At 61.9% G+C, this 25105-nt stretch carries 23 protein-coding genes and 1 pseudogene; 16 read left to right on the forward strand and 8 right to left on the reverse strand.

Annotation, left to right across the window (positions count from 1 at the left end):
* Positions 1-3: 3 nt before the first annotated feature.
* The 4 genes from thpD to ectA are packed head-to-tail and all read right to left on the reverse strand — an operon-like array spanning position 4 to position 3285.
* Positions 4-933 (reverse strand): ectoine hydroxylase, encoded by a 930-nt coding sequence (gene thpD / locus V8Z65_RS01410; protein ID WP_338722053.1) that lies wholly within the window; start codon positions 931-933, stop codon positions 4-6.
* 37 nt (positions 934-970) lie between these two features.
* Positions 971-1363: an ectoine synthase gene (locus V8Z65_RS01415; protein ID WP_338722054.1), complete on the reverse strand. Its 393-nt coding sequence runs from the start codon at positions 1361-1363 to the stop codon at positions 971-973.
* A gap of 12 nt (positions 1364-1375) precedes the next feature.
* A complete protein-coding gene (gene ectB / locus V8Z65_RS01420; RefSeq protein WP_338722055.1) occupies positions 1376-2665 on the reverse strand; it encodes a diaminobutyrate--2-oxoglutarate transaminase in 1290 nt (429 codons plus the stop codon).
* Between the two features lie 44 nt (positions 2666-2709).
* Positions 2710-3285, reverse strand: coding sequence for a diaminobutyrate acetyltransferase (gene ectA / locus V8Z65_RS01425; protein WP_338722057.1), 576 nt, complete (start codon positions 3283-3285; stop codon positions 2710-2712).
* A 274-nt stretch (positions 3286-3559) separates the two neighbouring features.
* Here ectA and V8Z65_RS01430 point away from each other — a divergent pair, with 274 nt between their 5' ends.
* From V8Z65_RS01430 to V8Z65_RS01455, 6 genes are all read left to right on the forward strand, one after another.
* Positions 3560-4039, forward strand: a complete 480-nt coding sequence (locus V8Z65_RS01430) for a MarR family winged helix-turn-helix transcriptional regulator (RefSeq protein ID WP_338722059.1) — start codon at positions 3560-3562, stop codon at positions 4037-4039.
* Positions 4040-4318: 279 nt separating this feature from the next.
* Positions 4319-5290: a galactofuranose ABC transporter, galactofuranose-binding protein YtfQ gene (ytfQ, locus tag V8Z65_RS01435; protein ID WP_338722060.1), complete on the forward strand. Its 972-nt coding sequence runs from the start codon at positions 4319-4321 to the stop codon at positions 5288-5290.
* A 141-nt stretch (positions 5291-5431) separates the two neighbouring features.
* The gene (locus tag V8Z65_RS01440) at positions 5432-6949 is read left to right on the forward strand and encodes a sugar ABC transporter ATP-binding protein (protein WP_338722062.1); all 1518 of its coding nucleotides are present in this window, start codon (positions 5432-5434) and stop codon (positions 6947-6949) included.
* Entirely contained in the window at positions 6946-7944 is a 999-nt protein-coding gene (locus V8Z65_RS01445) for an ABC transporter permease (RefSeq protein ID WP_338722063.1), read from the forward strand. The genes V8Z65_RS01440 and V8Z65_RS01445 overlap by 4 nt, the downstream gene beginning before the upstream one ends.
* Positions 7941-8909, forward strand: coding sequence for a galactofuranose ABC transporter, permease protein YjfF (gene yjfF / locus V8Z65_RS01450; RefSeq protein WP_338722064.1), 969 nt, complete (start codon positions 7941-7943; stop codon positions 8907-8909). The genes V8Z65_RS01445 and yjfF overlap by 4 nt, the downstream gene beginning before the upstream one ends.
* A gap of 65 nt (positions 8910-8974) precedes the next feature.
* Positions 8975-9703 (forward strand): FadR/GntR family transcriptional regulator, encoded by a 729-nt coding sequence (locus tag V8Z65_RS01455; RefSeq protein WP_338722065.1) that lies wholly within the window; start codon positions 8975-8977, stop codon positions 9701-9703.
* Between the two features lie 13 nt (positions 9704-9716).
* On the opposite strand, the gene V8Z65_RS01460 is transcribed toward V8Z65_RS01455, so the two are convergent.
* Positions 9717-11504, reverse strand: a complete 1788-nt coding sequence (locus V8Z65_RS01460; protein ID WP_338722066.1) for a hypothetical protein — start codon at positions 11502-11504, stop codon at positions 9717-9719.
* Positions 11505-12607: 1103 nt separating this feature from the next.
* Here V8Z65_RS01460 and V8Z65_RS01465 point away from each other — a divergent pair.
* The 3 genes and pseudogenes from V8Z65_RS01465 to V8Z65_RS01475 form a co-directional block, all read left to right on the forward strand.
* Positions 12608-12742: pseudogene (locus V8Z65_RS01465) on the forward strand (helix-turn-helix domain-containing protein); the annotation flags it as partial.
* A 422-nt stretch (positions 12743-13164) separates the two neighbouring features.
* A complete protein-coding gene (locus V8Z65_RS01470) occupies positions 13165-13935 on the forward strand; it encodes a hypothetical protein (RefSeq protein ID WP_338722067.1) in 771 nt (256 codons plus the stop codon).
* A gap of 228 nt (positions 13936-14163) precedes the next feature.
* Positions 14164-14811 (forward strand): hypothetical protein, encoded by a 648-nt coding sequence (locus V8Z65_RS01475; RefSeq protein ID WP_338722069.1) that lies wholly within the window; start codon positions 14164-14166, stop codon positions 14809-14811.
* A 292-nt stretch (positions 14812-15103) separates the two neighbouring features.
* On the opposite strand, the gene V8Z65_RS01480 is transcribed toward V8Z65_RS01475, so the two are convergent.
* Complete coding sequence (locus V8Z65_RS01480; RefSeq protein ID WP_338722070.1) at positions 15104-15547, reverse strand: MarR family transcriptional regulator; 444 nt, start codon at positions 15545-15547, stop codon at positions 15104-15106.
* Positions 15548-15831: 284 nt separating this feature from the next.
* On the opposite strand from V8Z65_RS01480, the gene V8Z65_RS01485 reads away from it, so the two are divergent.
* The 6 genes from V8Z65_RS01485 to V8Z65_RS01510 all read left to right on the forward strand — a co-directional run bounded on the left by V8Z65_RS01485 (position 15832) and on the right by V8Z65_RS01510 (position 21654).
* A complete protein-coding gene (locus V8Z65_RS01485) occupies positions 15832-16374 on the forward strand; it encodes a TRAP transporter small permease (RefSeq protein ID WP_338722071.1) in 543 nt (180 codons plus the stop codon).
* A complete protein-coding gene (locus tag V8Z65_RS01490) occupies positions 16371-17693 on the forward strand; it encodes a TRAP transporter large permease (RefSeq protein WP_338722072.1) in 1323 nt (440 codons plus the stop codon). Before V8Z65_RS01485 ends, V8Z65_RS01490 begins: the two co-directional genes overlap by 4 nt.
* Positions 17694-17809: 116 nt before the next feature.
* Positions 17810-18856, forward strand: a complete 1047-nt coding sequence (locus tag V8Z65_RS01495) for an aromatic ring-hydroxylating dioxygenase subunit alpha (protein WP_338722073.1) — start codon at positions 17810-17812, stop codon at positions 18854-18856.
* Positions 18853-19587, forward strand: coding sequence for a GntR family transcriptional regulator (locus V8Z65_RS01500; protein WP_338722075.1), 735 nt, complete (start codon positions 18853-18855; stop codon positions 19585-19587). The genes V8Z65_RS01495 and V8Z65_RS01500 overlap by 4 nt, the downstream gene beginning before the upstream one ends.
* 3 nt (positions 19588-19590) lie before the next feature.
* Positions 19591-20559, forward strand: coding sequence for a PDR/VanB family oxidoreductase (locus tag V8Z65_RS01505; RefSeq protein WP_338722077.1), 969 nt, complete (start codon positions 19591-19593; stop codon positions 20557-20559).
* Positions 20560-20634: 75 nt separating this feature from the next.
* Entirely contained in the window at positions 20635-21654 is a 1020-nt protein-coding gene (locus V8Z65_RS01510; RefSeq protein WP_338722079.1) for a TRAP transporter substrate-binding protein, read from the forward strand.
* Between the two features lie 258 nt (positions 21655-21912).
* Here V8Z65_RS01510 and pobA read toward each other — a convergent pair whose 3' ends face one another.
* Complete coding sequence (gene pobA / locus V8Z65_RS01515) at positions 21913-23070, reverse strand: 4-hydroxybenzoate 3-monooxygenase (RefSeq protein WP_338722080.1); 1158 nt, start codon at positions 23068-23070, stop codon at positions 21913-21915.
* Positions 23071-23139: 69 nt separating this feature from the next.
* Here pobA and V8Z65_RS01520 point away from each other — a divergent pair, with 69 nt between their 5' ends.
* A complete protein-coding gene (locus V8Z65_RS01520; protein ID WP_338722081.1) occupies positions 23140-23991 on the forward strand; it encodes a helix-turn-helix domain-containing protein in 852 nt (283 codons plus the stop codon).
* 57 nt (positions 23992-24048) lie between these two features.
* Here V8Z65_RS01520 and pcaQ read toward each other — a convergent pair whose 3' ends face one another.
* Entirely contained in the window at positions 24049-24984 is a 936-nt protein-coding gene (gene pcaQ, locus V8Z65_RS01525; RefSeq protein WP_338722082.1) for a pca operon transcription factor PcaQ, read from the reverse strand.
* Positions 24985-25105 lie beyond the last annotated feature (121 nt).

The following is a 25105-nucleotide window of genomic DNA, read 5'->3' on the forward strand; positions in this document are numbered from 1 at the left end:
GCCTCAGCCGATCTTGCCGGTCTCGATGTTGATCGGGCCCTTGGGGGCGCGCGAGCTCAGGAACGCCGGGCGAGGGTTCTTGGCAGCGAAGGGCTGCACCACCCGGTTGGACCAGGCATTGTAGACGAAGAACGCGTTCGAGCGCGGGAAGGGCGTAATATTGCCGTTCGAGCCATGCATCGTATTGCAGTCGAACAGCACCACGGTCCCGGCCTTGCCCGAGGCATAGTCGATGCCGTGTTCCCTGGCCATCTTGGTCAGCGCCTCGTGCGAGGGCACACCGATTTCCTGCTTCTTGAGCGAGGTCTTGTGGTTGTCCTCGGGGGTCTCGCCGGCACAGGCGATGAAGTTCTTGTGCGTGCCCGGCATCAGCATCAGCGGGCCGTTGAGCGCATCATTGTCGGTGAGCAGGATTGAGGCCGAAATGGCACGCATGCGCGGCATGCCGTCCTCGGCGTGCCAGGTCTCGAAATCCGAGTGCCAATAGAATTCCTTACCTGTGAAGCCCGGCTTATAGTTCAGGCGCGACTGATGGAGATAGACCTCGTCATCAAGCAGGAAGCTGACGGCGCCGGCAATGCGGCGGTCGCTGGCGAGGCGCGCAAAAAGCGCATTTTCCTCATCGAGGCGGAAGACCGTGCGCACCTCGTCCGAACCCGGTTCGGTAATGACATTATCCTCGGCGATTTTTGCCTCGCCCGAGCGCATATGGGCGGATTCCTTCTGCAGCGCGGCCACTTCGGCCGGCGAAAAGACATCCTTGAGGATCAGATAGCCGTTTTTCTCGAAGCTCTCGGTTTGCGCGCGCGTCAGCGGCGCTTCCGGGCTCCACTTGCCCCAGACCACGGGGTCCTTGCGCGCCTGCCACTTTTCAGCGGGCAGACGCGTCGGGTAGTCGTCGTGATTGGCGGTGTCGAAAGCTGACTGGGTCACAGGGTGTCGCCTTTCAGTTGGTATGTTGTGAAGACGCTCAGGCGTCTTCGGGAGCCGGAGCGTAGGAGCCGTCCTCGCGGTGCACTTCCTGGCCGGTTACCGGCGGGTTGAAGCAGCACGCCATCACCATCTCGCTCCTGGCGGTCAGGCGATGCTTGTCATTGAGGTTGAGCCCATACATCACGCCCGGACGGATCTGGTGCACCGTGCCGGTGTCCAATTCCTCGATCGAGCCTTCACCCGAGATGCAATAGACGCTCTCAAAATGGTGTTTGTAATGAAACACATGGCTGGTGCCCGCATGGATGCGGGTAATGTGGAAGGAAAAGCCCATCCCGTCGCCGGCCAGCAGCAGGCGGGTGCTATCCCAGCCATTGGAATTGACGAGGCGGTCGCCCAGGCGGGCGGATTCGAGGTCGCGTACGATCATTGCTGAAAGTCCTTATTCGGCGGCCGCGCGGCGCGTGCCCAGGACCGCGTCGAAGGCGGATTCCATGATGTCGAGGCCGGCGGTGAGCTGGTCGAGGGAAATAGTGAGTGGGCACAGGACTTTAACAACCTCGTCAAAGCTGCCCGAGGTCTCGATGATCAGGCCCTTGGCAAAGCAGGCCTTGCAGATGGCGGCCGCATTTTCGCCCGAACCGGCATCGATGCCGACCATCATGCCGCGGCCCTTGGTGACCAGGCCATGCGTGTCGGCAATGGCGGCGAGGCGCTCGCCGAGATAGCGGGCCTTCTCCTGGACCCCGTTGATGAACGTATCGTCGGACCAGAATTTCTCGAGGGCCGCAGCGGCGGTGACGAAGGCATGATTATTGCCGCGGAAGGTGCCGTTATGCTCGGCCGGCTTCCAGATGTCGTGCTCGGGCTTGATCAGGGTAACGGCAAGCGGCAGGCCCATACCGGAAAGCGACTTGGCCATGGTGACGATATCGGGCGAGAGCCCCAGGCCATCGAAGGAGAAGAAGCCACCGGTGCGGCCGCAACCGGCCTGGATGTCGTCAACGATGAACAGGGCGCCATGCTTTTTGGCAATGGCCTCGATCCGGCGCAGCCATTCGGGGGAGGCAGCATTGAGCCCACCTTCGCCCTGCACAGTTTCCACGATGATCGCCGCGGGCGCATCCACGCCGCTCGACGGATCGCTAAGCTGACGGTCGAGCAGGTCGGCCGTGTCGATGTCCGGCCCGTGATAGCCATCATAGGCGGCGCGGGTGACGCCGGCGAGCGGTATGGACGCGCCACCGCGATGCTTGCCATTGCCCGTTGCCGCCAGGGCACCCAGCGTTACGCCATGAAAGCCATTGGTAAAGGCGATGACATTGGTGCGGCCGGTCACCTTGCGGGCCAGCTTCATCGCTGCTTCCACGGCATTGGCGCCGGTCGGGCCCGTAAACTGGAGCTGATGCGTCATGCCGCGCGGGCGCAGGATCAGCCGCTCGAAAGTCGAGAGAAAATGTTCCTTGGCATCGGTGAACATGTCCAGGCCATGCGCGATGCCGTCATTGGAGATATATTCGATCAGCGCCGATTTCAGGTCCGGGTCGTTATGCCCGTAATTGAGCGTCGAGCAGCCTGCCAGAAAGTCGATGAAAGCGCGGTCCTGGGTGTCGTAAATGGTCGCGCCAAGGGCACGGTCGAACACTTTGGGAAAGCTGCGCGAATAGGAGCGCACGCGGCTTTCGACGCGCTCAAACGTATTGAGGGGCGTGATCGAGGCTTGAATGGTCACGGAATGTCTCCTGAAGAGCTGCGGTCGAAAAAAGAGCTAGGCGATCATTGGCCGGTCAGGCGGGTGAACCGACCGGGATCGAAAGGGCCGATGCGAACGGCGAATTCGCTGTCGTGCTGGCCGGCGAAATGCGCATCGCGCAGGAAGTGTTCGGCCTGCTGCAATTGCGCGCCCAGACGCCGGGCAATCGACCTGAACAAAGACCAGGACGGCTCGTTGTCATCGGTGATGGTGCATTCCAGCATGCTCACATGGCGGCAGGCAGGGCGCGACAGCACATCGGCAATCAGCCTGCGCCCCAGCCCCTGGCCCCGGGCGGCCCGATCCACGCAAACCTGCCAGACAAACAGCGTGTCCGGCTGCTCGGGCGGGATATAGGCCGAGACCCAACCGACAACTTTGTCATCCTGCTCCGCCAGGGCGCAGGTTGGAGCAAAATGGGTCGCCTGCAGCAGGTTGCAGTAGAGCGAATTGTCATCGAGCGAAGGTTGCGCCCGGATCAGGGCCCAGATTGCCGCGCCGTCGGTGCCGCGCGGTGCGCGAATGCTGGCCTTAGGGGTCCGAACGGCGCTCCGACGGAGGGCGTCGGCGTCGTGGAGCACTGTATTGCCATAAATCATGCGCAATTACTTAGTTCGTAAAAACTAAATGCACAACCCTTGAATTGCTGGCGTGTTCCGGACTGCTGACCAGATTGCCGACATTGTCATTGTTTTTCAGAGTGTTGCGACGCAAAATTTCCTATAAGTCCGCAGTCGCAATATCCACAATGCCGGTAGCTTCGAGCGGAATCGTTTCGATATCACGAATTAATGTCAATATGCTGTCACATTCCAAACTTGGGTTCCGGGACGCCGGGATGTAGTATGAGCTGATCTGTTCTAGGATGTGGCCGTGGAAGATCGAACCAAGCTGGCGCTGACTGCGATGCGCAAGATTCTGCGCCGGACCGAACTCAATTCAAAACAGCTCATGCGCGAGACCGGGCTTACCCCGTCTCAGCTCATATTCATGCAGATGCTCGACAATGGGCAGGAACAGACGGCCGGCTATGTGGCCGGCAAGATGGGCATTTCCCAGGCGACGACCTCGGCCCTGCTGCAAAAGCTCGAAAGCCTGGGCATGATCCAGAGGCGGCGTGGTGAAAAGGACAGGCGGCAGGTATTGCTGTCGCTGACGGCCGCCGGACACAAGGTGCTCGCCATCGCGCCCGAGGGTGCCCATGCCCATTTTCATGAGCAGTTCTCCGCGCTCCAGGATTGGGAGCAATCCATGCTCATCGCGTCGCTGGAGCGTGTCGCCGCCATGCTGGGCGACGACGATCCCGCCGTGGCCGCCGTCCTCGACGCCTCCGAACTGCTTCTGGAGCAATAGGCGCCCGGCGGCTCGACAATCCGGCGCTGGTCAATCCGCGCTATTCCCCACTGACGGCCGATCCGCTCGCGCCTGGTGAAGCTACCATCCGTGCGCAGGAGCTGCGGATTCAAGCCGGCAAAGCGCCGTTTCTGTCTGCGAGCGCGCGCTGCCGACCGGTGCTGAACCGCGGCTTGAGCATCTCCACCTCGCAGGCACTTTACATATAATAGTACTTTATGTAGCGTGGCCTCACCGCTCGAAGCCAAGACGCCGGGCGGACATTGGGAGGATTTCATTGTGAGCATCATAACCAAGCTTGCCCTTGCGGCAGGCCTCGCTACCGCCTTGTCTTCGACCGCCCTGGCGCAGGATATCTCCGGCAAGGTCATCGGTTTCTCGCAGATCGGTTCGGAATCGGGCTGGCGCGCGGCCGAAACGTCCGTGACCAAGCAGCAGGCCGAAGAACGCGGTGTCGATCTCAAATTCGCTGACGCCCAGCAAAAGCAGGAAAACCAGATCAAGGCTATTCGCGGCTTCATCGCCCAGGGCGTGGACGCGATCCTGGTCGCGCCCGTGGTTGCCACCGGCTGGGAAGACGTGCTGACCGAAGCCAAGGAAGCCGAAATTCCGGTCATCCTGCTCGACCGCGGCATTGATGCGCCCGAGGACCTGTATCTCACCTCGGTGGCCTCCGATCAGGTGCTCGAGGGCCGCGTGGCCGGTGAATGGCTGGTCAACGAGGTGGCCGGCGAAGACTGCAATGTCGTTGAATTGCAGGGCACGGTCGGATCGAGCCCGGCCATCAACCGCAAGCAGGGCTTTGAAGAAGGCATTGCCTCGGCATCCAATATCACCATCACCCAGAGCCAGACCGGTGACTTCACCCGCTCCAAGGGCAAGGAGGTGATGGAAGCCTTCCTCAAATCGTCCAATGGCGGCGCCGATATCTGCGCGGTCTATGCCCATAATGACGACATGGCCGTGGGCGCCATCCAGGCGATCAAGGATGCGGGCCTGAGCCCCGGCGAGGATATCCTTGTCGTCTCCATCGACGCCGTGCCCGATATCTTCACCGCCATTGCGGCCGGCGAAGCCAATGCCACGGTCGAGTTGACCCCCAACATGGCCGGCCCCGCCTTCGACGCCCTGGCCGCCTATTGGGCCGATGGCACCATGCCGGAAAAGTTCATCATCACCGAATCCAAGCTCTATACCGCCGCTGACGATCCGGAAGGTGAATACGAACGCCGCAAGGGCCTAGGCTATTAAGCCCCATAGTCAACCACGGTGTCATCCCGGCCTTGAGCCGGGATCCATCCTGAAATCTCAAGATGGGCCCCGGCTTTCGCCGGGGTGACATTTTGTGATTGGGAGCCGTACAAATGATCTCCGTAGGGCTTGGGGGACGCTATGACCGAAACCGACTACGCGCTCGAAGCGCGCGGCATCGTCAAGATATTCGGCAATCACGTGGCGCTGGATGCGGTCGATTTTGGCCTGCGGGCCGGCGAAGTGCATGCATTGCTGGGCGAAAACGGCGCCGGCAAATCCACCCTGATCAAAATCCTGACCGGCGCCTATCGGCCCGATGGCGGCGAAGTGCTGGTCGAGGGGATGCCGGTTCATCTGGACAATCCCCAGCAGGCCCAGTCCCACGGCATCGGCACGGTCTATCAGGAGGTCAATCTCCTGCCCAATCGCTCCGTCGCCGAAAATCTGTTTCTCGGTCACCAGCCGACCCGTTTCGGCCTGGTCGATCGTCGCCGCATGGAGCGGGAATCGCGCGATATTCTCAAGCGCTACGGGCTCGACATCGATCCTTCGAGCGAATTGGGCGCCTATTCGGTCGCGGTTCAGCAGATCGTGGCCATCGCCCGCGCCGTGCAGCTCTCGGGCAAGGTGCTCATTCTCGACGAGCCCACGGCGAGCCTCGACCGCAATGAAGTTGAACGCCTGTTCGAGATCATTCGCGATCTCAAGGCGCGCGGCCTTGCCGTGGTCTTCATCACCCATTTTCTCGATCAGGTTTTCGCCCTGGCCGATCGCGTGACCATTCTGCGCAATGGCAAGCTGGTCGAAACCCGTTCGCTTAACGACATGTCCCGCACCGATGTTGTGCGGTTGATGCTGGGCAAGGACATCGCCTTTTCCGGCGCCACGGGCGTCGAGGATGCCCGCCCCAAGGGCGAAGTTCTGCTCGATTTTGCCGGTTATGGCCGCAAACGCAGCGTGCATCCGTTCAATCTGACCATCCATAAGGGCGAGGTCATTGGCGTGGCCGGCCTGCTCGGCTCGGGACGAACGGAAATGGCCCGGATCATGTTCGGTGCCGATGCGGCCGACGAGGGGGACGTTGCGCTCGCCGGCAACAAGACATCCATTGCTCGACCCACCGATGCCATCGCCCATGGTTTCGGCTTCTGCCCCGAAGATCGCAAGGCCGAGGGCATTTTCGGCGATCTTTCGGTGCGCGAAAACATCATTATCGCCCTGCAGGGCAAGCTCGGCTGGTTCAGCGCGCTCAACCGCGACGAACAATTGGAAATCGCCGGCCGGTTCGGTGAGTCCATGGATATCCGCGCGGCCTCGCTCGACATGCCGATCAAGCTTTTGTCGGGCGGCAACCAGCAAAAGGTCATCCTCTCGCGCTGGCTGGCCACCGATCCGGCCTTTCTCATTCTGGACGAGCCGACGCGGGGCATCGATGTCGGCGCCCATGCCGAAATCGTGCGCACCATCAACCGGCTGCGCGACGAAGGGCTGGCGCTGGTGGTCATCTCATCCGAACTGGACGAAGTCGTCGCCTATTCCTCGCGCATCGTGGTCATGCGCGACCGGGAAATGGTGGCCGAACTCAATGGCGAAAACATCAATCCGGGCGTCATCGTGCAGGCGATCGCCAATCATCGTGACGAGGAGCCGGCATGATGCGGCGTTTCCTTTCCCGTCTGGCCAACCCGCAATTGATCGCGCTGGCCGGTGTGCTGCTGATCAACTGGCTGCTATTCCCTAATTTCTTCCGCGTCACCTGGCAGGACGGGCGCTTGTTCGGCAGCCTGATCGATGTGCTCAATCGCGGCGCCCCGGTTGCTATCCTCGCCATTGGCATGGTGGGCGTCATCGCCACCAAGGGCGTTGACCTGTCCGTGGGCGCGGTCATGGCCATGGCCGGCGCGGTTGCCGCGACCCTGGTAGTCGCCGGTTATCCCGCGCCGGTGGCGGTTGTGGCCGCCCTTGCGGTGGGCATAGCCTGTGGCCTCTGGAACGGTTTTCTCGTCGCTGTGCTCGACATCCAGCCCATCGTGGCAACGCTGGTGCTGATGGTGGCCGGGCGCGGCATTGCCCAGCTTATCACCGAAGGCTTCATCGTGACCTTCACCGACCCCGTGCTGATCTTTATCGGCACCGGCTCGTTCCTGGGTCTGCCCATGGCCGCGGTCATCGCCATAGCGCTGCTCATTGTGGTGACGCTTCTGGTGCGCAAGACGGCGCTGGGTCTGTTTATCGAGGCAGTCGGGGTCAATCGCGCCGCCGCGAGCCTGGCCGGTATCCGCAGCCGCATGCTGCTGCTCTATGTCTATGGCCTGTCCGGGCTCTGCGCCGCCATTGCCGGCATCATCGTGGCCGGCGATATCCGGGGCGCCGATGTCAATAATGCCGGGCTCTGGCTGGAGCTCGACGCCATTCTCGCCGTGGTCATCGGCGGTACCTCCCTGCTCGGCGGACGCTTCTCGGTGCCCCTGGCCGTGGTCGGCGCCATTATCATCCAGGCCATGAATACCGGCATTCTGGTCTCCGGCTTCCCGCCCGAGTTCAATCTCATCGTCAAGGCCGCGCTGATCTTCATCGTGCTCATCATCCAATCGCCGCTGGCAACGCACATCGTCCCCTTGCGCCGTCCGGCCCGGGAGGCCAGGAAATGAGCCGTAGCCTTCGCCCCCTGGTCGCCACTGCGGTTATCTTCGCCATTGCCTATGCGCTGGCGGTCATGCAGTTCCCCTCCATGTTCTCGACGCGGGTGCTGGGCAATTTCCTCACCGACAATGCCTTTCTCGGCATTACCGCCGTCGGCATGACCTTTGTCATCATTTCCGGCGGCATCGATCTCTCGGTCGGCGCCGTCATCGGCTTTACCGGTGTGCTGATTGCCGTGCTCATCACCTGGGCCGGCTGGCATCCGCTGGCCGCCTTCGCTCTGGCCCTGGCCATCGCTGCCAGCTTTGGCGGCATTATGGGCCTGGCCATCCACTATCTGCAGGTGCCCGCCTTCATCGTTACCCTGGCCGGCATGTTCCTGGCCCGGGGCGGCGCTTCCGTCCTCACCCAGGATTCGGTGCCCATCGACCACGATTTCTACGACTGGATTTCCGATCTCATCATCCGCCTGCCCGGTGGCGGCAGGCTCAGCTTCATCGGCCTGCTGATGGTCGCCGTGTTCATTATTGGCGCGCTGGTGGCCCACCGCACCCGTTTCGGCTCCTATGTCTATGCTCTGGGCGGCAACCAGACCTCGGCCTCGCTGATGGGCGTTCCTGTCGCCCGTACCACAATTGGCGTCTATATGCTGTCCTCCGTGCTTGCCGCCTTGGCGGGAATCGTCTTCTCCCTTTATACTTCCGCGGGTTATCCACTCGCCGCTGTGGGGGTCGAACTCGACGCGATCAGTGCGGTAGTCATCGGGGGCACGCTGCTCACCGGCGGTTATGGTTTTGTGCTGGGCACGTTTATCGGGGTGATGCTTCTGGGTCTGGTGCAGACCTATATCATCTTCGACGGGACGCTCTCGAGCTGGTGGACCAAGATCGTCATCGGTGCATTGCTGTTCCTGTTCATCGTGCTCCAGAGGCTGATTTTCGCGGCCTCGGCCCAAGGAGAGAAAGCGTCATAGATGTGCTGCGTAAATCCGGCGCCCAAAGCTGATCGCCTGGCCGAGGGAGCTCGGAAAGCGCTGTCATGATCGAAACTGGCGGCCTGATCCGCTCGCTCTCCGGCCGCCGGGCGGCGCGCAATTTCCACACCTTCGTCATTAACGAGATCGGTCACGCAATCGTCACCGGTGAGTTCGCCGTCGGCTCGGTTCTGGCCAGCGACGCGGCGATGATGGAAACCTATGGTGTGTCGCGCACCGTGCTGCGCGAGGCGCTCAAGACGTTGGAGGCCAAGGGCCTGGTCGAGGCGCGCCCAAAGGTCGGAACCCGCGTTTCGCCCCGCAGCCGCTGGAACTTCTTCGACCCGCTGGTCCTGGCCTGGCATTTCAACGCGCCGCCCGACCCCGATCTTTATGCGAGCCTGTTCCGCGTCCGCCATGCCCTGGAAGGGCCGATGGTTCGGCTCGCCGCCAGCCAGCGCACGGCCGAGCATGTCCGCCTGCTCAAATATTGGTGCCACCAGATGGAAACGGCCGACGACAGCCTGGAACAGTTCGGCCTGGCTTGCCTCGAAGTGCATGGCGTGATCGCCGAAAGCGCCCGCGACCCGCTGCTCCGTTCGGTCATCGGCGTTGTCGAGTTGACCCTGGCTCTGGCGCTCACCCGCGATGCGGCCATGACCGGCACGGACTATCGGCAGCGCTCCACGGCCCTGTTCATCACCCTGACCGCCGCCATCGAGCAGGGCGTGCCCGACCAGGCCGAGGCAATTATGGAGCGCTGCAGGGCCCTCGACCGCGAGCAGGTGGGCTAAGCCGGGCGCCCTACTAGTTCAGCGTCGCGGCGGCCGGCTGCTCGGCATCGGGCTGCAGCAGGGCCGATTGCGGGGCCATCACCCGGCAGGCTGTCTCGGGAAGATCGTCCACGATCTTGCCCAGATCGGCAACAATCCGGTTGAAATAGGTGTAGTGGATATTGGCTTGGCGCAGATCGTTGCACACGTTCTTGTCGTAGCCCGGCTTGACCGCTAGAAGCGCATTCCAGGCCTGCAAGGCCGGCTCCCTCTGGTTCGCACCGGCATAGATTACGGCCTTCATCAGCCAGTAGCGATAGTCCTTGGGCAGCGATTGGCTATTGAGATAGGCCAGGGCCGCTTCCAGGTCGCCGGCGGCATAGCGCTCCAATGCCAGCATGATATAGCCTTGGGAACCGAGCGAGGGGATTTGCTGCAATCCCGTTTCGATTAACGGCAGGCCACGCTCCGGACGTCCCAGGGAGACAAAGGCCTTGCCGATCAGCACTTTCAGGCGGGCGTCGCCGCTATAGCGCAGCAGCATTCTGTCCGCGAGATTTTCCAGCGCCGTGACCTGTCCCGCATCATAGGCGGCCGCCATTTGCGCCAGATGTGGAAAGAATGTTTCGGGCGAAAGCAGGCTCGCCGTCTGCGCGGCCTGCTGCAGTCGCTGCCGGAAGATCTCGGAATCCTCGCCCTTCGAGGCGGCGAAACGCGCTTGCCTTTGGAGCGCCAGGCTCATCAACGCCCAGGCATGTCCATTCTTGGGGTGGTTGCGCACCACCCGCTCCAGGCAACCGGCAACGTCGTTGAGCAGCATGATATCGTCCGAAAACGCATTGCGCTGCGCTCTGGCAATGCAGGTGCTGTCCTCCTCGAGGCCGCCCTGCTGCGTTCGGTCCAATATGACCGGTATGGCGCCTTCCAGCCCCAGCAGATCGGCGGCAATGGCTTGCACGATCGCGGCCGCGCCATCGCCTGATTCGAGGCCGACCGTGCGGTCCGATGCCCACATGACCTGATTGGTCTGCATATCGGTCAGATACCATCTGACCGAAGCCCAGCCATCGTCCAGGCGGACATAGGTCGCCAGCGAGAACACGTGCTGATCGGTCCAGCCATCGCCCGATGTCTGGTCGACGGATCGCTGCTGATTGGGTGCGCGGCCCGCATCGATGATGCGCACACCATCATAGCGCGTCATCTGCGCGATGATCTGGTCGCCTAATATGCGCGCGAAATCGCTATCGGTGCTGGCGCCGGTCTCCAGTTCCTGAACGACGATCCATACCTGTCCAATGCCGGCCTTTGCATCCGCTGCCGAGAGCCGGGACCATAAGGCGAGCATGGCGATGGTGAGAATGACGCCAGCCAGAACGGCCGTGGGCAGGCGCCATCGGCGCAGCGGTTCGGCCGCTACTGGCACTAGCGGCGCGGCCGGGGGAGCGGCTGCCGGCAATTCGTCATGCGGCTCGCTAAAGTCGAATTCAGGATAGTAATGCCCTTTGGGCAACCGGATCACGACCCGATGCGGGTCTTTTGATTCGTTGTAATATTTGGCCAGCGCGCTGCGCAAACGATTGGCCGTAATGCGCACGATCGGATCCTGGGTGGGATCGAAATCGGTATCTTTCCCCAGCGCCTCTACCGCCACCGAATAGGACTTGATTCGTTCGGCGCGACCGGCCAGCGCTTCATCCACGACATAGCGCAGGAACCGTTTGATCTGCTCTGCCTCGGAAAAGTACTCCGAAGCACAAATTCTATCGAGGGCCTCAAGAATGTCGTCTCGAAATTCTGTCTTATGTTTCGAATATTTCATTCTCGCCCCTTATCGTACACCGCGATCGATTCAGGGTGTGTTGCCGCGTCCGCCGCTTCGGCGTATGTCAGAACATTTGGTGTAGACGCTCCGGGTTGCACGTTTTCTTTGGCAGTGCTGTATCAAAAAAGTGTTTGCTACGCGGTAAATAGATCGGTTCTCCCCCGTGTATCGCGCGTTCTCAAATTCATGAGAATTCCATATTAATAATAAGAAAATTGCTTCCATAGTAAAAAAGCGGTCGAAAACGGCCGATATGCAGGCATTTTCCGGTGCTTTCGCACCTGAATTCGGGCGCATCGATTGTGGAAACATACCTAAAGAACTGTCAGGATGCGGGCGTTGCGTCGAGTGCGTTACCGTTACATCTGGCCCTGGATGCACAGGAAAATCGTTAAAATAGAGTGCGATAGGACGCCTGTGGAGTGTCGTCGCCGCTATTGTTCATATTCTGCAGTCGAACTGTCCGGAATGATTTGGATGCGCGCGATTTAAGCGCCGCTGAAACGTCATGACGCCCGTTCATAACCGGCTGTAACGTATGCTGAGGGCTATTTAGTCTGCACCCTGCAGTACACCTGCGCCGCTTCCATGCCGTTCTGGCATTGGATGGCGCGGGCTCGACAACTGCAAGGAGGCATTTGCCCGTGGCTGAAAAGCTGTCCCTATTCGGCTCCTATGGGCCACATCCTGAAGCACGTGTCTTTGGGCGTCGCCCGGCCAATGCGGCTCCGGCATTCAGGCAGCGGGCGCCCACTTTCGGCAAGCAGATACGTAGCCCGGCGCCGCCCCTGTCGCTGCAACGTGTCCGGCTTTCCCAGCTCCGCTCCGAGCTGGTGCATCTGTTTGAAGATCCCGCTTTTCCTGGCGATGCGCCCGATTTTGTCCTTGTTGAAGCCGATAATACGCCGCGCTTGCTGATTGGCGGCAAGGCCATGGTGGCCGTGGACGAACAAACCGGGCAGCTTGTTTTTATCGAGACCGCGGGCGCCTGCGATACAACCATTATCACGGCCAGCGACGACCGGCTCATTGACCATATCATGGGCCATTTCAGCGGCCAGGCTCAGGCAGACATGCCGGTCAGGGCGAGTAACGCAGCCAAAAGCCTGGTCGGCCAGACCCTGCAGGATATCGAGCGGCACGTTATCCTGCAGACCCTGCGGCACTGCGGTGGAAACAGGACCCGAACGGCCAGGATGCTTGGCGTGTCGCTGCGCACGGTCCGGAACAAGCTCCGCTCCTATTGGCTTGATCGCGAGGACGGTGAGGCCACCCTTTGAGGGCCCAATAGCGCGCCCGGCAATCCGACATCCAGGCCAAGCGTCCAGGTCGCTTGCAGCCTGGGGGGATGGTGCCCGAAACGGCCTCCGGCCATCCCCCCTACGGCCGCTGTGAACCCCGACGATACCGTTTGTTACTGGTGACCCGCTGCCATCGACACCTAGCCTTGTTTTCGGTGGCGCAGATTCTCAAAGCCAATTGCCGGCTTTAATCAATGGATGTGCCTCCGCGTAAAAGTAAAAGGTCAACTGGAGGCCAGACAATGAAACCGACTCTCCCAATACTCGCAGGGGCTTTGGTCACTGCCTTGATGTTGGCGCCCCCCGCGTCGGCGCAATCTCTTTTGGGGCTCATAGGAGGAAGCGACAGCGGCGCATTGATAACGGTCGGCTCGGGCGATGCCGGCGACAGCGGTCTTGTCAATGTTGGTCTGGGCGGCGGCGGCGGCAATGTGCTTGATGCCAATGTCGGCGGCCTGGCCAATGCCAATGTCAGCAGCGGCGGCGACAGCGGGCTGCTTGGCGTTGATGCCGGCCTGCTCGGTGACACCGCCAATGCCAGCGTCGGTGTCGGCGGCAGCTCGGGCCTGGTCGATGCGAACGCTAGCCTGCTCGGCGGCACTGCCACCGCCAGCGTCGGCGTCGGTGGCAGTTCGGGCCTGATCGATGCAGACGTCTGCCTTCTCAATTGCGGCACCAATGGTGGTCCGGGCGGCCCCGGCGGACCGGGTGGCCCGGGTGGTCCTGGCGGCCCCGGTGGTCCGGGCGGTCCTGGTGGCCCAGGCGCTCCCGGCGGCGGTGGCGGCTCCGGCGGCTCGTCTTCTGCCGCCAATGCCGGCGCCCTGCGCTGCGTTGGTGCCGATCCTCAGGCGGCGCTCGCCCTGTTCAACCGCACGCCGGTGACCAGCAGGGAAGTGTCGAACTGGCATGGTGCCGGCGACGTACAGGTGTTCCCGATCAAGCTGTGCGATCCCCAGCGGCGCCAGTTGGCAGCGACCCTGTCCAGCCATCCCAAGCTGGGTGTCCTGCAGACCTCGCTCATGACCGCGCCTGCCATCTCCTCGGCTCTGAGCCGGGCCGGCTATAGCCCGCGCAATGCCTTTGCGGTCGCGAGCAGCTTCAACCGCGTGACGATCTACGTTTATTAATACCTCCCAGCGAGGATCGCCCTCGCGCCAGCAACGGCGCGGGGGCGACCGGATGTCGTCCACACACAACGCCAGGACCTCCCAAGAAAGGGAAGAAATGCAAATGCGAGCTGCCGAACGGCGCCGGGACCATAATCTCGAACTCTCGCCTGTCGCGCCCGCGCAAGGCGGACCAAAGCCTTGCTCGGAGGCTTAGCCGTGCAAGAATCAGGGCGTTCCCCCCTCCCTTTGCTTGCGACCAGCCTGCTCGCCATTGTCGCCATTGGCGCGGCGGCATGGCTCTATGTTGAAACGCAAGACAGCCAACAGAAATCGGCCGCCGAAATCGCGCAGCTGAAATTGAGCCTGGAGCTCTATGGCCGGCAATATATGACCACCGCGACGTCCATGACGGAGGTCAATGCCACGCTCAAGGCGCTCGAAACCCGTCTGGTCGGCCTGGAGGAAAAGCTGGCAAAGGACCTGGCCGACCTGTCGGCCACGCCCGAACGCACCGTCGACGCGCTCGAGCAGCGGCTATCGAGATTGGAAGAATATCAGCTCAATGGCCTGGTTGGGCCGGCCGTCGTTGTGGCCCCTGAGCCGGAGCCTGCGCCCGCGCCGGCGCCGCAGCCCACGACCTCCAAGACCCCGGACAATTGTGTGTCGCAGAACAGCCCCTTCCTGGTGGCGGCCGGCGATATCTTTCCGGTTTGCGGCACCAGTAGCTGGGTGGCTGTGACAGAGGTTGGTCAGCAAAAGATTTCTTTTGCGAACGGGGACTCGGCCTATGTCGGCCGATCCGTCAATCTGGACGGCACCAATTGTACGCTGACCGTTCGCTCGGCCAATGCGGCCTGGCTGGCCGGCTATGGCGAGGTGCAGATCAGTTGCTAAATCGTTTCTGGCACGGACGGCAATGGTCCTGCGCCTCGGGCGCCGGCCTGAGGTCTGGAAACGTGACAATAGAATAACAAGAGCGGCGGGCCATGGGGGCAGGGGCTGCGCTGGGGTTTGCCAGCGCAGCCCCTGCGATGCCGGTTCGGTCAGGTTGGGCGCGCCGCCGCTGTAAGCGTTTCCAGCGAAAGCGGCCACGGTTCTGCGCCTCGGGCCTCGACCCGAGGGCCGGAAATGCGAGAACCTAGGCGGCAAGAGCCGTTTCGGCGCTTCATCGAAACGATGAAACGCCCTAGATGAGCCGGTCGAGCAGCGCCAGCAATTGTGCACGGGCCTCTGTCCCGCCAAGGCGGTCGACAATCTCTGCCTCCAAAGCCGCATGCCGGGCCTGGGCATCTGCCAGAAACCGCTGCCCCGCTGTCGTCAAATGCAGGGCATTGGCCCGCTTGTCCTCAAGCGAGGGAATGCGCTCCACCAGGCCCCGCTCCTCCAGCCCGTGCACCAGGGTGACGAAATTGGCGCGCTTGATGCCTAGCACTTCGGCAATCTCGGTCTGCTTGCGGCCCGGATTGTCATCGATCAGCACCAGCACGGAATATTCGGCCGGCCGCAATTTCAGGGCCTCGAAAACCGCAAGAAACTTCTGAAAAACCCGGAGCTGCGCGCGACGCAGCCGATAGCCGACAATCGATGTCGTGGCGTCTGTGCGCATGTCGGCGTTTGATGGTTCGGCCATATCTGTCTTGCGTGGTGTCATCACTATGCAAGCCTACCGGCATTGGTGGGGAAGACAAGCAGGCTGTTCATATAGGGGCTCTCTGGCCGTGCAAAGATGGCGCCGGACGCTCCCATGCGTCCCGATTCATGCGTTACGGTTATTGGTCACGGGGGATTTCGGCTGGTTTTTGCGGGCAAATCGCGGAATTGTATAATTTGGAAGTTATGAGGCGACCGGCATTTGTCATTTTACTTGCAATGGCTCTACGCCTTAAATCGCCGCTATAGGTAGGGGAGGCCTGCGTGTTTAGAGACGAGTCCTTATTGGGACGCTTTGTGGTGGGGCTGGCAAGGTCACTGGCCATCGCCGGCGGTCTGGTTCTGATGGCCATGGTCGGCATGATCGTGATCAGCGTTATTGGCCGCGCCTTGCTGTCAGCGGGCCTGCGGCCCATAACGGGCGATTACGAATTGGTGTCGATCGGCATGGGTTTTGCGGTCTTCGCCTTCATGCCATGGGCGCATCTGACCCGCAGTCATGCGCTGGTCTCCCTGGTGACCGACAGCTTCGGCGCCGCCGTCAACAGATGGATCCTGGTCATTACCGACATCATGATGCTGGCGGCCGCAGCGTTTATCGCCTGGCGTCTCTATTTCGGCATGATGGACAAATTCGCCTATAAGGAAACCACGCTTCTGCTGCGCTTTCCGCTGAGCTGGGCCTATGTCCTGGGTTTCATCGGCGCGGTGGTTCTGGTCATCGTGGCGGTCTATGTGCTGGGGCGCTCCCTGGGCCATGCTGTTCGGGGCGAATCCGAAGCCCGGCAGGCGGGGGCTGAAATATGACCGCCCTGACGCTCGGCTTTCTCGGCCTGCCGGCCGTTCTTATTCTCATCTTTCTCCGCGTGCCCATCGGCATCGCCATGCTCGGTGTCGGCATTTTCGGCAGTTGGCTGGTCACGGGCAGCTTCAATCCCGTCTCCGCCCAGTTCAAGAACCTGACCTATTCGACCTATGCCTCCTATTCGCTCTCGGTGGTGCCGCTTTTCCTGCTCATGGGACAGTTCGCCACCCTGGGCGGCTTGTCGGCGGGCTTGTTCAATGCCGCGGCGGCCTGGCTGGGGCATCGCAAGGGCGGGGTGGCCATGGCTGCCATCGGCGCCAGCGCCGGCTTTGGCGCCATTTGCGGCTCCTCGCTGGCAACAGCCGCCACAATGGGGCAGGTGGCTCTGCCCGAACTGAAAAAGTACGGCTATTCCGGCGCCCTCTCCACCGGCACGGTGGCGGCCGGCGGTACGCTGGGTATTCTGATCCCGCCGTCGATTATTCTGGTGCTTTTTGCCGTCCTGACCGAGCAGAACATCGCCAAATTGTTCATGGGCGCCTTTGTGCCCGGCATCCTGGCGGCAATTGGATACATTATCGTCATCATGCTCTATGTGCGCATGGTGCCCGGCTCGGGTGGCGTTCGCGAGCGCCTGCCCTATAGCGAGCGTTTCCGTGAACTGGCCAAGACCTGGCCGGTGCTGGTGGTTTTCCTCCTGGTCATCGGTGGCATCTATGCCGGCATATTCACCCCCACCGAGGCGGCGGCAGTGGGCGCGGCGGGCACTTTCGCCATTGCCCTGGCAGCGCGCAGCCTCAATCGCAAGGCGGTGCTGGATGCCTGCCTGGCCACGGCCGCATCCACCGCCATGATCTTTCTGATCGTGCTGGGCGCGGCGGCGCTCAATGGCTTCCTGGCGTTGTCACAGGTGCCGCAGGTCATGGCCGCCTGGGTGGGTGAGCAGGGCTTTAACCCATGGGTGGTCATGGTGCTGGTCCTGATCTTCTATCTGGTCATGGGCTGCGTCATGGACTCCCTGTCCATGATCCTGCTGACCGTGCCGATCATCTATCCCATGATGTCGGCGCTCGATTTCGGCCTGACCCCGGACGAGTTCGGCATCTGGTTCGGCATTATCGTGCTGATCGTGGTCGAGGTTGGTCTGATCACTCCACCGGTGGGGATGAACCTGTTCATCATCAATTCCATGGCGCGCGACACGCGCCTGTCGCAAACCTATCGCGGGGTCCTGCCATTCGTGGCCAGCGACATGATCCGCACCGCCATCCTGGTCGCCTTTCCGCCCATCACGCTATGGCTGGTCTGGATGCTCTATTAGCGTCAAACGGGCCGGTTCGCCGGCCCGTACAAGTATCGAGCGCCGCAATTGGTGCTTGCAAATTGTATACAACGTGGTTCATTCTGGTGCATCAAAGGACGGAGGAGGAGAGAACGATGTCTGCGCCAGCCTTTCCCATGAATGCCTGGTACGCCGCTGCCTGGGATGTGGAGGTCAAGCGTGCGCTTTTCCCGCGCACCATCTGCAACAAGCCGGTTGTCCTGTATAGAAAGCAGGATGGAACGGCCGTGGCTCTGGCCGATGCCTGCTGGCACCGGCTCCTGCCGCTGTCCATGGGCGAGCTCCATGGGGACAATGTGATCTGCGGTTATCACGGTCTGGAATTCGACGATTCCGGCCGTTGTGTATACATGCCGTCGCAAGACACCATCAATCCATCGGCTTGCGTGAAATCCTATCCGCTGGTCGAGCGTCACCGTTTCATCTGGGTCTGGATGGGCGATCCTGCATTGGCCGATCCGGCACTGGTCCCCGATCTGCATTGGAATGATGATCCGCAATGGGCCGCGGATGGCAAATATATCCACGCCAATTGCGACTATCGGCTCGTCGTCGACAACCTTATGGATCTGACGCACGAAACCTATGTCCATGGCTCTTCCATCGGCAATCGCGCGGTGGCCGAAGCACCCTTTGAAGCCACCCACAGCGACACCACGGCCACCATTACCCGTTGGATGATCGATATCGATGCGCCGCCTTTCTGGCGCGGTCAGCTTGGAAAGCCCGGCAATGTGGATCGCTGGCAGATCATCAATTTCCAGGCGCCCTCCACCATTGCCATCGATGTGGGCGTGGCCCTGACCGGCACCGGCGCCCCCCAGGGCGACCGGAGCCAGGGTGTCAATGGCTTCGTGCTTAACACCATGACGCCCGAGACGGACAAGACCTGCCACTATTTCTGGGCCTTTGCCCGCAATTACAAGATCGACGAACAGGCCCGCACCCACGATCTGCGCGAAGGCGTTTCGTCCATCTTCCGCGAAGATGAGCGCATTCTGGAAGCCCAGCAGAAGGCCATCGACGCCAATCCAGACCATGTCATCTACAATCTGAACATAGATGCCGGCTCGATGTGGGCACGGCGCCTGATCGACCGCATGGTCGCCGAGGAAACCGCCATGCTGGAGGCCGCAGAATGATCGGGACCTCGGAACGCGCCCGGCAATCCCAGCGTGCCCTGATGGGCGTGCGTGACCTGATCGTCTCGGGCGAAATCGGGGCGGGCGTGCGCCTTTCGGAGGTGACGTTGTCCGAGCGGCTGGGCATTTCGCGCACGCCCCTGCGGGCCGCGCTCGCGCAATTGGGCCAGGAAGGCCTGGTCGAGGTCATCCCCTCGGGCGGCTATGCCGTGCGCAGCTTCGGCCGCGAAGATGTCATCGATGCGATAGAATTGCGCGGTGTTCTGGAGGGCACAGCGCTGCGTCTTGCCGCCGAACGCGGGGTCGACGCCTCGGATATGCGGGAACTGCACGGCCTGCTCCAGGCCCTCGACCTGGCTCTGCGGGGCAATGTCGGGGACATGGATTTTGACCGCTATGTCGAACTCAATGCCCGCTTTCACGAAGTGCTATGGGGCCTGGCAAGCCGCACCATCCGGCGCGAGATCGAACGGATCACCAGCATGCCCTTCGCCTCGCCCAGCGCTTTTCTTGAGAAACAGTCCGATGTGCCCGCCTTTCGCCGTTCGCTTTACGGCGCCCAGGCGCAACACCACGCCATGGTAGATGCCATCGAGCAACGTGAAGGGTCCCGCGCCGAGGCGCTGGCGCGGGAACATGCCAGGCTGGCGCGGCAAAATCTCGAACATGTTCTGGATCACGACCGCAGCCTGATCGGCCGCGTTCCGGCGCTCTCTCTGGTGGTGGGCTAGGCCATGCGGAACCGAGTGGAATGGCGCGATGCCAAGGTTGCCGCGATCAGACAGGTCGCCGAGGATGTGCGGCGCATCGACTTCGCAGTGGAGGGGCAGGTGCCGTCCTTTGATCCGGGGTCGCACAGCAATTTCCGGGTGTCGATCAATGGCGGAACCACGAACCGGACCTATACCGTCTTGCCGGCGGCGTCCGGCCATATCGCGGTGGCGGTCAAGCTGCATCCCCAGAGCCGCGGCGGCTCGCGCTTCATGTGGGGGTTGGAGCAGGGCCAGGCGGTTCGCCTGACATTGCCCGAAAACCGGTTCGAGCTGAATTGGCGGGCCGGCCATTATCTGCTGCTGGCCGGTGGCATAGGCATTACCCCCATTTACGGCATGGCGCGCGCCCTGGCCGCGCGTGGCGCCTCGCTGCGCATGGTCTATGCCGCCCGGTCCCGTGGGCTTATGGCCTTTGTCGATGAATTGCACGACCATCTGGGCGACCGGCTGACCCTGTGCGACAATTCGCAAGGCCAGCATATCGATCTCGATGCTGAATTCGCGGCGCTTCCGGCCGATGCCGAATGCTATCTTTGCGGCCCGATCGGCATGCTCGAAGCGGCCAAGGCCGCCTGGGCTGCAGCCGGCCGGCCGATCAGCCGCCTGCGCTATGAGGTTTTTGGTGACAGTGGCCTGTTCGCCGAGCAGACCTTCACCGTAGACGTGCTCAATCGCGATATCTCGGTCTCGGTGCCCCCCGATCAGACCCTGCTCGAGGCGCTGGTCGGGGCCGGCGTCGACATGATCTATGACTGCCAGCGCGGCGAGTGCGGCCTCTGCGCCGTCTCGGTGCTGGAAGCTGGTTCGGAAATTGACCATCGTGACGTTTTTCTGGGTGCAGAGGAAAAGGCAGAAGGGCACAAAATGTGCTCCTGCGTGTCACGCCTCAACGGTGGTCGTGCCGTGATTGACGTGGGCTATCGGCCATGATGGCCTAGCGCGGCAATTGCGGGTCCTGCACGATGGATTCAAATACGACAATTATGTCGCTTAGGGAGGACTAAAATGAAGCTCAGTTTGGTACTGGCAACCGCGCTGGCGGCGGCCGCCATGTCGACAAGCGCCTTGGCGCAGGAAGTGACCCTGCGTATTCACCAGATGCTGCCGGCCCAGGCCACCATTCCTGCCCAGGCCATCGAGCCCTGGGCGCAGAAGGTCTCCGAGGAGTCCGACGGTCGCATCAAATTCGAACTTTATCCGGCCATGCAGCTGGGCGGCGCGCCGCCGGAGCTCTATGACCAGGCCAAGGACGGCGTGGTCGACATTATCTGGACCGTGCTCGGCTACACACCCGGCCGCTTCCCTAAATCGGAAGTGTTCGAGCTGCCCTTCATGACCCCGAATGGCGAAGCCGGCTCGGCTGCTTTCTACAATTACGTCATGGCCAATTCCGCCGAAGAGTTTGCCGGTGTTCACGTCATTGCCCTGCACACCCATGGTCCGGGTCTGTTCCATTCCAAGAACCCGATCACCAGCCTGGAAGACCTCAAGGGCATGAAGGTGCGTGGCGGCTCGCGCATCATTTCGGACATGTTGGCCAATCTCGGCGCCGAGCCGGTCGGCATGCCCGTGCCGCAGGTGACTGAGGCCCTGTCCAAAGGCGTGATCGACGCCACTACCATTCCCTGGGAAGTGACACCATCGCTGCGCGTGGCTGAACTGGTCAAGAACCATACCGGCTTTACCAGCCAGAACGGTCTTTATACCCAGACCTTCGGCTTCGTGATGAACATGGACAGCTATAACAACCTGCCCGACGATCTGAAGGCCATCATCGATGCCAATTCCGGCCTCGAGATTTCCCGTCAGTTCGGTCGCGTCATGGACAATGGCGATGCCACCGGCCTCTCCATCGCGGTCAATGCCGGCAACAATGTCGTCCAGCTCGACGAAACCGAAACCCAGCGCTGGATCGATGCGGCCCAGCCGACCATCGAAAAGTGGTTCGCCGACATGGAAGCCCAGGGCATCGATGGCCGCGCGCTATATGATGCCGCCAAGGCCGCTGTCGCCGCCGAGATGTAAATTAGACGATCTGAACATAAACAAGGGCCCGGCCAGCTTGCTGGCCGGGCCCTTGCTGTTTTTGGGGAGAGGGCGGGATGCTCCTGAGCTCTGTCAGTTTCTGATCGAAACGAGAGGCTGGCGGCTCCCCTCGCCCTTGAAGGGAGGGGCTGGGGGTAGGGTCCATCGTCGCCCGCAAGGCCACCCCCACCCTCTTTCCCTCCCCTCAAGGGGGAGGGAGGCGCAGGAAACGCCGATTCCGATCAAATCGGACACGCTCTAGCTCGGCAGCCCCACATAATTTTCGGCAAGCACCTGCTGGGCGGCGCGCGAACTGCCCAGATAGTCAAATTCCGCGCGCTGAATGCGCCGTCCGAACGGGCCCGTTTCAGGGAAGGTGTGCAAGAGGCTGGTCATCCACCAGCTAAACCGCTCGGCCTTCCAGATGCGGGAGAGTGCGCGCAGGGAATAATTGTCGATGCCTGCCACCGATTTTTCGGCATAAAGCTCGATAAAGGCATCGGCCAGCATGCCCACATCGCTCATAGCCAGGTTCAGCCCCTTTGCCCCTGTCGGCGGCACAATATGGGCCGCGTCGCCTGCCAGGAACAGCCGGTCGAAACGCAAGGGCTCGGCCACGAAACTTCTGAGCGGCGCGATGGATTTTTCGATCGAGGGGCCGGTCTGCAGCGCCTCGGCAGTTTCCGCATTGAGCCGCTGGCGCAACTCGTCCCAGAAGCGCTCATCGCTCCAGTTCTCGACCTTCTCCTCGGTCGGCACCTGCACATAATATCGGCTGCGCGTCATCGAGCGTTGCGAGCACAGGGCGAAACCGCGCTCGTGATGGGCATAGATCAATTCATGCGCTACCGGCGGCTTGTCGACGAGAACGCCAAGCCAGCCAAAGGGATAGATGCGTTCGAACGTGGTCAGCGCATCGGCCGGCACGCTGGCCCGGCTGATCCCGTGATAGCCGTCGCAACCGGCAATGTAGTCGCAGTCGAGCCGATGGGTCGTGCCGTTCTTGACCCAGCTGACCCAGGGCTTGCCGTCGAAATCGTGCAGCGCCACATCCTCGGCCTCATAGATGACCTGGCCCTGCCGGGCCGCCATCAGGTCGCGCGTCACCTCGGTCTGCCCGTAGACGGTGACCTGGCGGCCCACAAGGCCGGTAAAGTCGATCCGCAACCTGTCCCCGTCGAATGACAAGTCGGTGCCGTGATGGACCAGGCCTTCCGCCTTCAACCGCTCAGCCACCTGGGCCCGTTCCATCAGGTCCACCGAGCCCTGTTCGAGCACGCCCGCGCGAATGCGCCCGAGCACATAATCGGCGCTCTTGCGTTCGAGAATGACGTTGTCGATTCCCGCCAGATCCAGCAGGCGGCCCAGCATCAGGCCAGCCGGCCCCGCGCCGATAATGGCGATTTGCGTGCGCATTAGCTCCTCCATTTACCGCCATCTTGCGCCCGGTGGCCCGCCGTGTGAATGGACAGAGAAGGCAAACTGTTGTACTATCTGAACGTGAACTCGATCCCCACTTACGCTCTTTATGGCGAAACCGACGGTGAGGCCCGGCAGGACTGGCTGCATTGGGAAACCATTCAGGCCCGCAGCCGTCTGCACGATTATCGCATAGCGCCGCATCGCCATGAGCAGTTCTTTCAACTGCTCCATCTCACCGATGGGCTGGCCGAGATGACCCTGGACGGGGATGTCCATGAGCTTCTGCCCGGCAATGTGGTGCTGGTGCCGGCGGGCGCGGTGCATGGCTACGTCTTCAGCACCGATGTGCGCGGGGTCGTGGTGACATTGATGGAGCGCGATATTGTCGGGCTGGGCCTGCCCAGGCCCGATGCCGGGGTGATGCCGCGCGATAGCGAGGAGGTTGCCGCTGCGCTCGGCCGGCTGATCGCCGAGGCGGACCGGCCCGGGCCGGGGCACGATGTGGCCATGCGCGCGCACCTGACGCTGTTGATGATTGCCTTGCGACGCGCGGGGCCCGACGCCGCCCCGGCCGGAGACAGCGGGCGCGGCGCGCAATTGATGACGCGTTTTCGCGACCTAGTCGAACAACGCTATCGGCAGTCCCGGCGCGTGACCGAATATGCAGATGCCGTGGGCATCAGCCATACCCATCTCAACCGCCTGTGTCGCGAACGGTTGGGATGTTCGGCACTGGCGGTGATCGAACAACGCCTGGCCAATGAGGCGCGGCGCCACCTCTTGTTTTCGACGCTCTCGATCAAGCAGATCGGCGCCGAACTCGGCTATGACGATCCGGGCTATTTTTCGCGCTTTATCAGCCGCATGTTCGGCTTGCCGCCCGCTCGGCTGCGCGAGCGCATGCGGCAGCGCTAGGGCCTTTTTGCCGCGCTTTTGAGCCGCAAAATCCTTGCCGCTTTCGCTCCAAATGCCTTAGTGGCCGGCCAATCGGAGGCCTTCGGCCACCTTGCGCACCGACTGCATCAGGCCGGCAGTGGCCAGCGATGTGGGGGTGTCGGTGCGGGTGGTAAAGCCCACCGGTCCCAATGTTTCATCCATATCCACCGGCAATGTCGTCAGCGAACCATCGGCCATATCGTCGGCGACCACGCCTTCGGAAATGATCCAGATGGCGTCGGTCTGGCGCACATAAGAGCGGCCAAAGGCGTTGGAAACCGTCTCGATCTCGTCGCGCAGGCGGGTGACGCCATGGGCGAGCAGAATGCGCTCGACCACGGGCCTGATCACCGAATCGGGGGTCGGCATCAGCGTTTGATAATCTTCGATCAGCCGCAGGTTGAATTCGGGTTCGTTCAGAACCGGGTGCCCGGGGCGCACGGCCAGCACCACGCGCTCGGAATAGAGATGTTCAAAGCTCAGCCCCACCATGGCATTTGGCTCGGCCATGCGGCCAATGACCAGGTCCACATCGCCCGTGCGAAGCAGGGACAGCAAAAAACCGTTTGGGCCGGTAATGATGCGCGTGGTGATGCCCGCATTCTCCCTGGTAAAGGCCTGCACCGCATGGGGCAGCATGCGGGCCGATACGGTCGGCAGCGCCCCCACCCGGACCATGGCGGTGTCATGGGTGCCGCGGGCGGCGTCTATTCCCTGGCGCAGCGCGGCAATGCTGGTCGAGGCATAGCGGAAAAACACCTCGCCGAAGGCGGTCAGCACCAGGCGACGCCGGCTGCGGTCGAACAATTGCCCGCCCAGCAGAGCCTCCAGCTCCTGAATGGTCTTGGTGGCTGCCGGCTGGCTGATATTGAGCGCATCGGCTGCGCCGGCCATGGAGCGGAGCCGGGCCACTTCCAGAAAGCAGGCAATGTGCCGGAGGCGGATTCGAGGGTCGATGATGCGCTGTGACATTACATTCCCGGTTATGCCAATTGCGGTTTTGATCCCAAAATGTCGGGCTATCTTTCCTGAGCGATAATCCTGAAGTTATGGGTTGAGACGGACATATCATTTTACAGGCGTCTTGGCAGTC

This window comes from Devosia sp. XK-2, from assembly GCF_037113415.1.
Lineage (GTDB): Bacteria > Pseudomonadota > Alphaproteobacteria > Rhizobiales > Devosiaceae > Devosia.

Coding starts and splice junctions, on each gene's coding strand:
- pobA (WP_338722080.1), bottom strand. CDS start 23,070: ATGCGCACGCAAATCGCCATTATCGGCGCGGGGCCGGCTGGCCTGATG.
- V8Z65_RS01455 (WP_338722065.1), top strand. CDS start 8,975: ATGATCGAAACTGGCGGCCTGATCCGCTCGCTCTCCGGCCGCCGGGCG.
- V8Z65_RS01495 (WP_338722073.1), top strand. CDS start 17,810: ATGTCTGCGCCAGCCTTTCCCATGAATGCCTGGTACGCCGCTGCCTGG.
- V8Z65_RS01480 (WP_338722070.1), bottom strand. CDS start 15,547: ATGGCCGAACCATCAAACGCCGACATGCGCACAGACGCCACGACATCG.
- V8Z65_RS01500 (WP_338722075.1), top strand. CDS start 18,853: ATGATCGGGACCTCGGAACGCGCCCGGCAATCCCAGCGTGCCCTGATG.
- V8Z65_RS01490 (WP_338722072.1), top strand. CDS start 16,371: ATGACCGCCCTGACGCTCGGCTTTCTCGGCCTGCCGGCCGTTCTTATT.
- V8Z65_RS01460 (WP_338722066.1), bottom strand. CDS start 11,504: ATGAAATATTCGAAACATAAGACAGAATTTCGAGACGACATTCTTGAG.
- V8Z65_RS01510 (WP_338722079.1), top strand. CDS start 20,635: ATGAAGCTCAGTTTGGTACTGGCAACCGCGCTGGCGGCGGCCGCCATG.
- V8Z65_RS01415 (WP_338722054.1), bottom strand. CDS start 1,363: ATGATCGTACGCGACCTCGAATCCGCCCGCCTGGGCGACCGCCTCGTC.
- V8Z65_RS01505 (WP_338722077.1), top strand. CDS start 19,591: ATGCGGAACCGAGTGGAATGGCGCGATGCCAAGGTTGCCGCGATCAGA.
- V8Z65_RS01445 (WP_338722063.1), top strand. CDS start 6,946: ATGATGCGGCGTTTCCTTTCCCGTCTGGCCAACCCGCAATTGATCGCG.
- ectA (WP_338722057.1), bottom strand. CDS start 3,285: ATGATTTATGGCAATACAGTGCTCCACGACGCCGACGCCCTCCGTCGG.
- V8Z65_RS01440 (WP_338722062.1), top strand. CDS start 5,432: ATGACCGAAACCGACTACGCGCTCGAAGCGCGCGGCATCGTCAAGATA.
- yjfF (WP_338722064.1), top strand. CDS start 7,941: ATGAGCCGTAGCCTTCGCCCCCTGGTCGCCACTGCGGTTATCTTCGCC.
- pcaQ (WP_338722082.1), bottom strand. CDS start 24,984: ATGTCACAGCGCATCATCGACCCTCGAATCCGCCTCCGGCACATTGCC.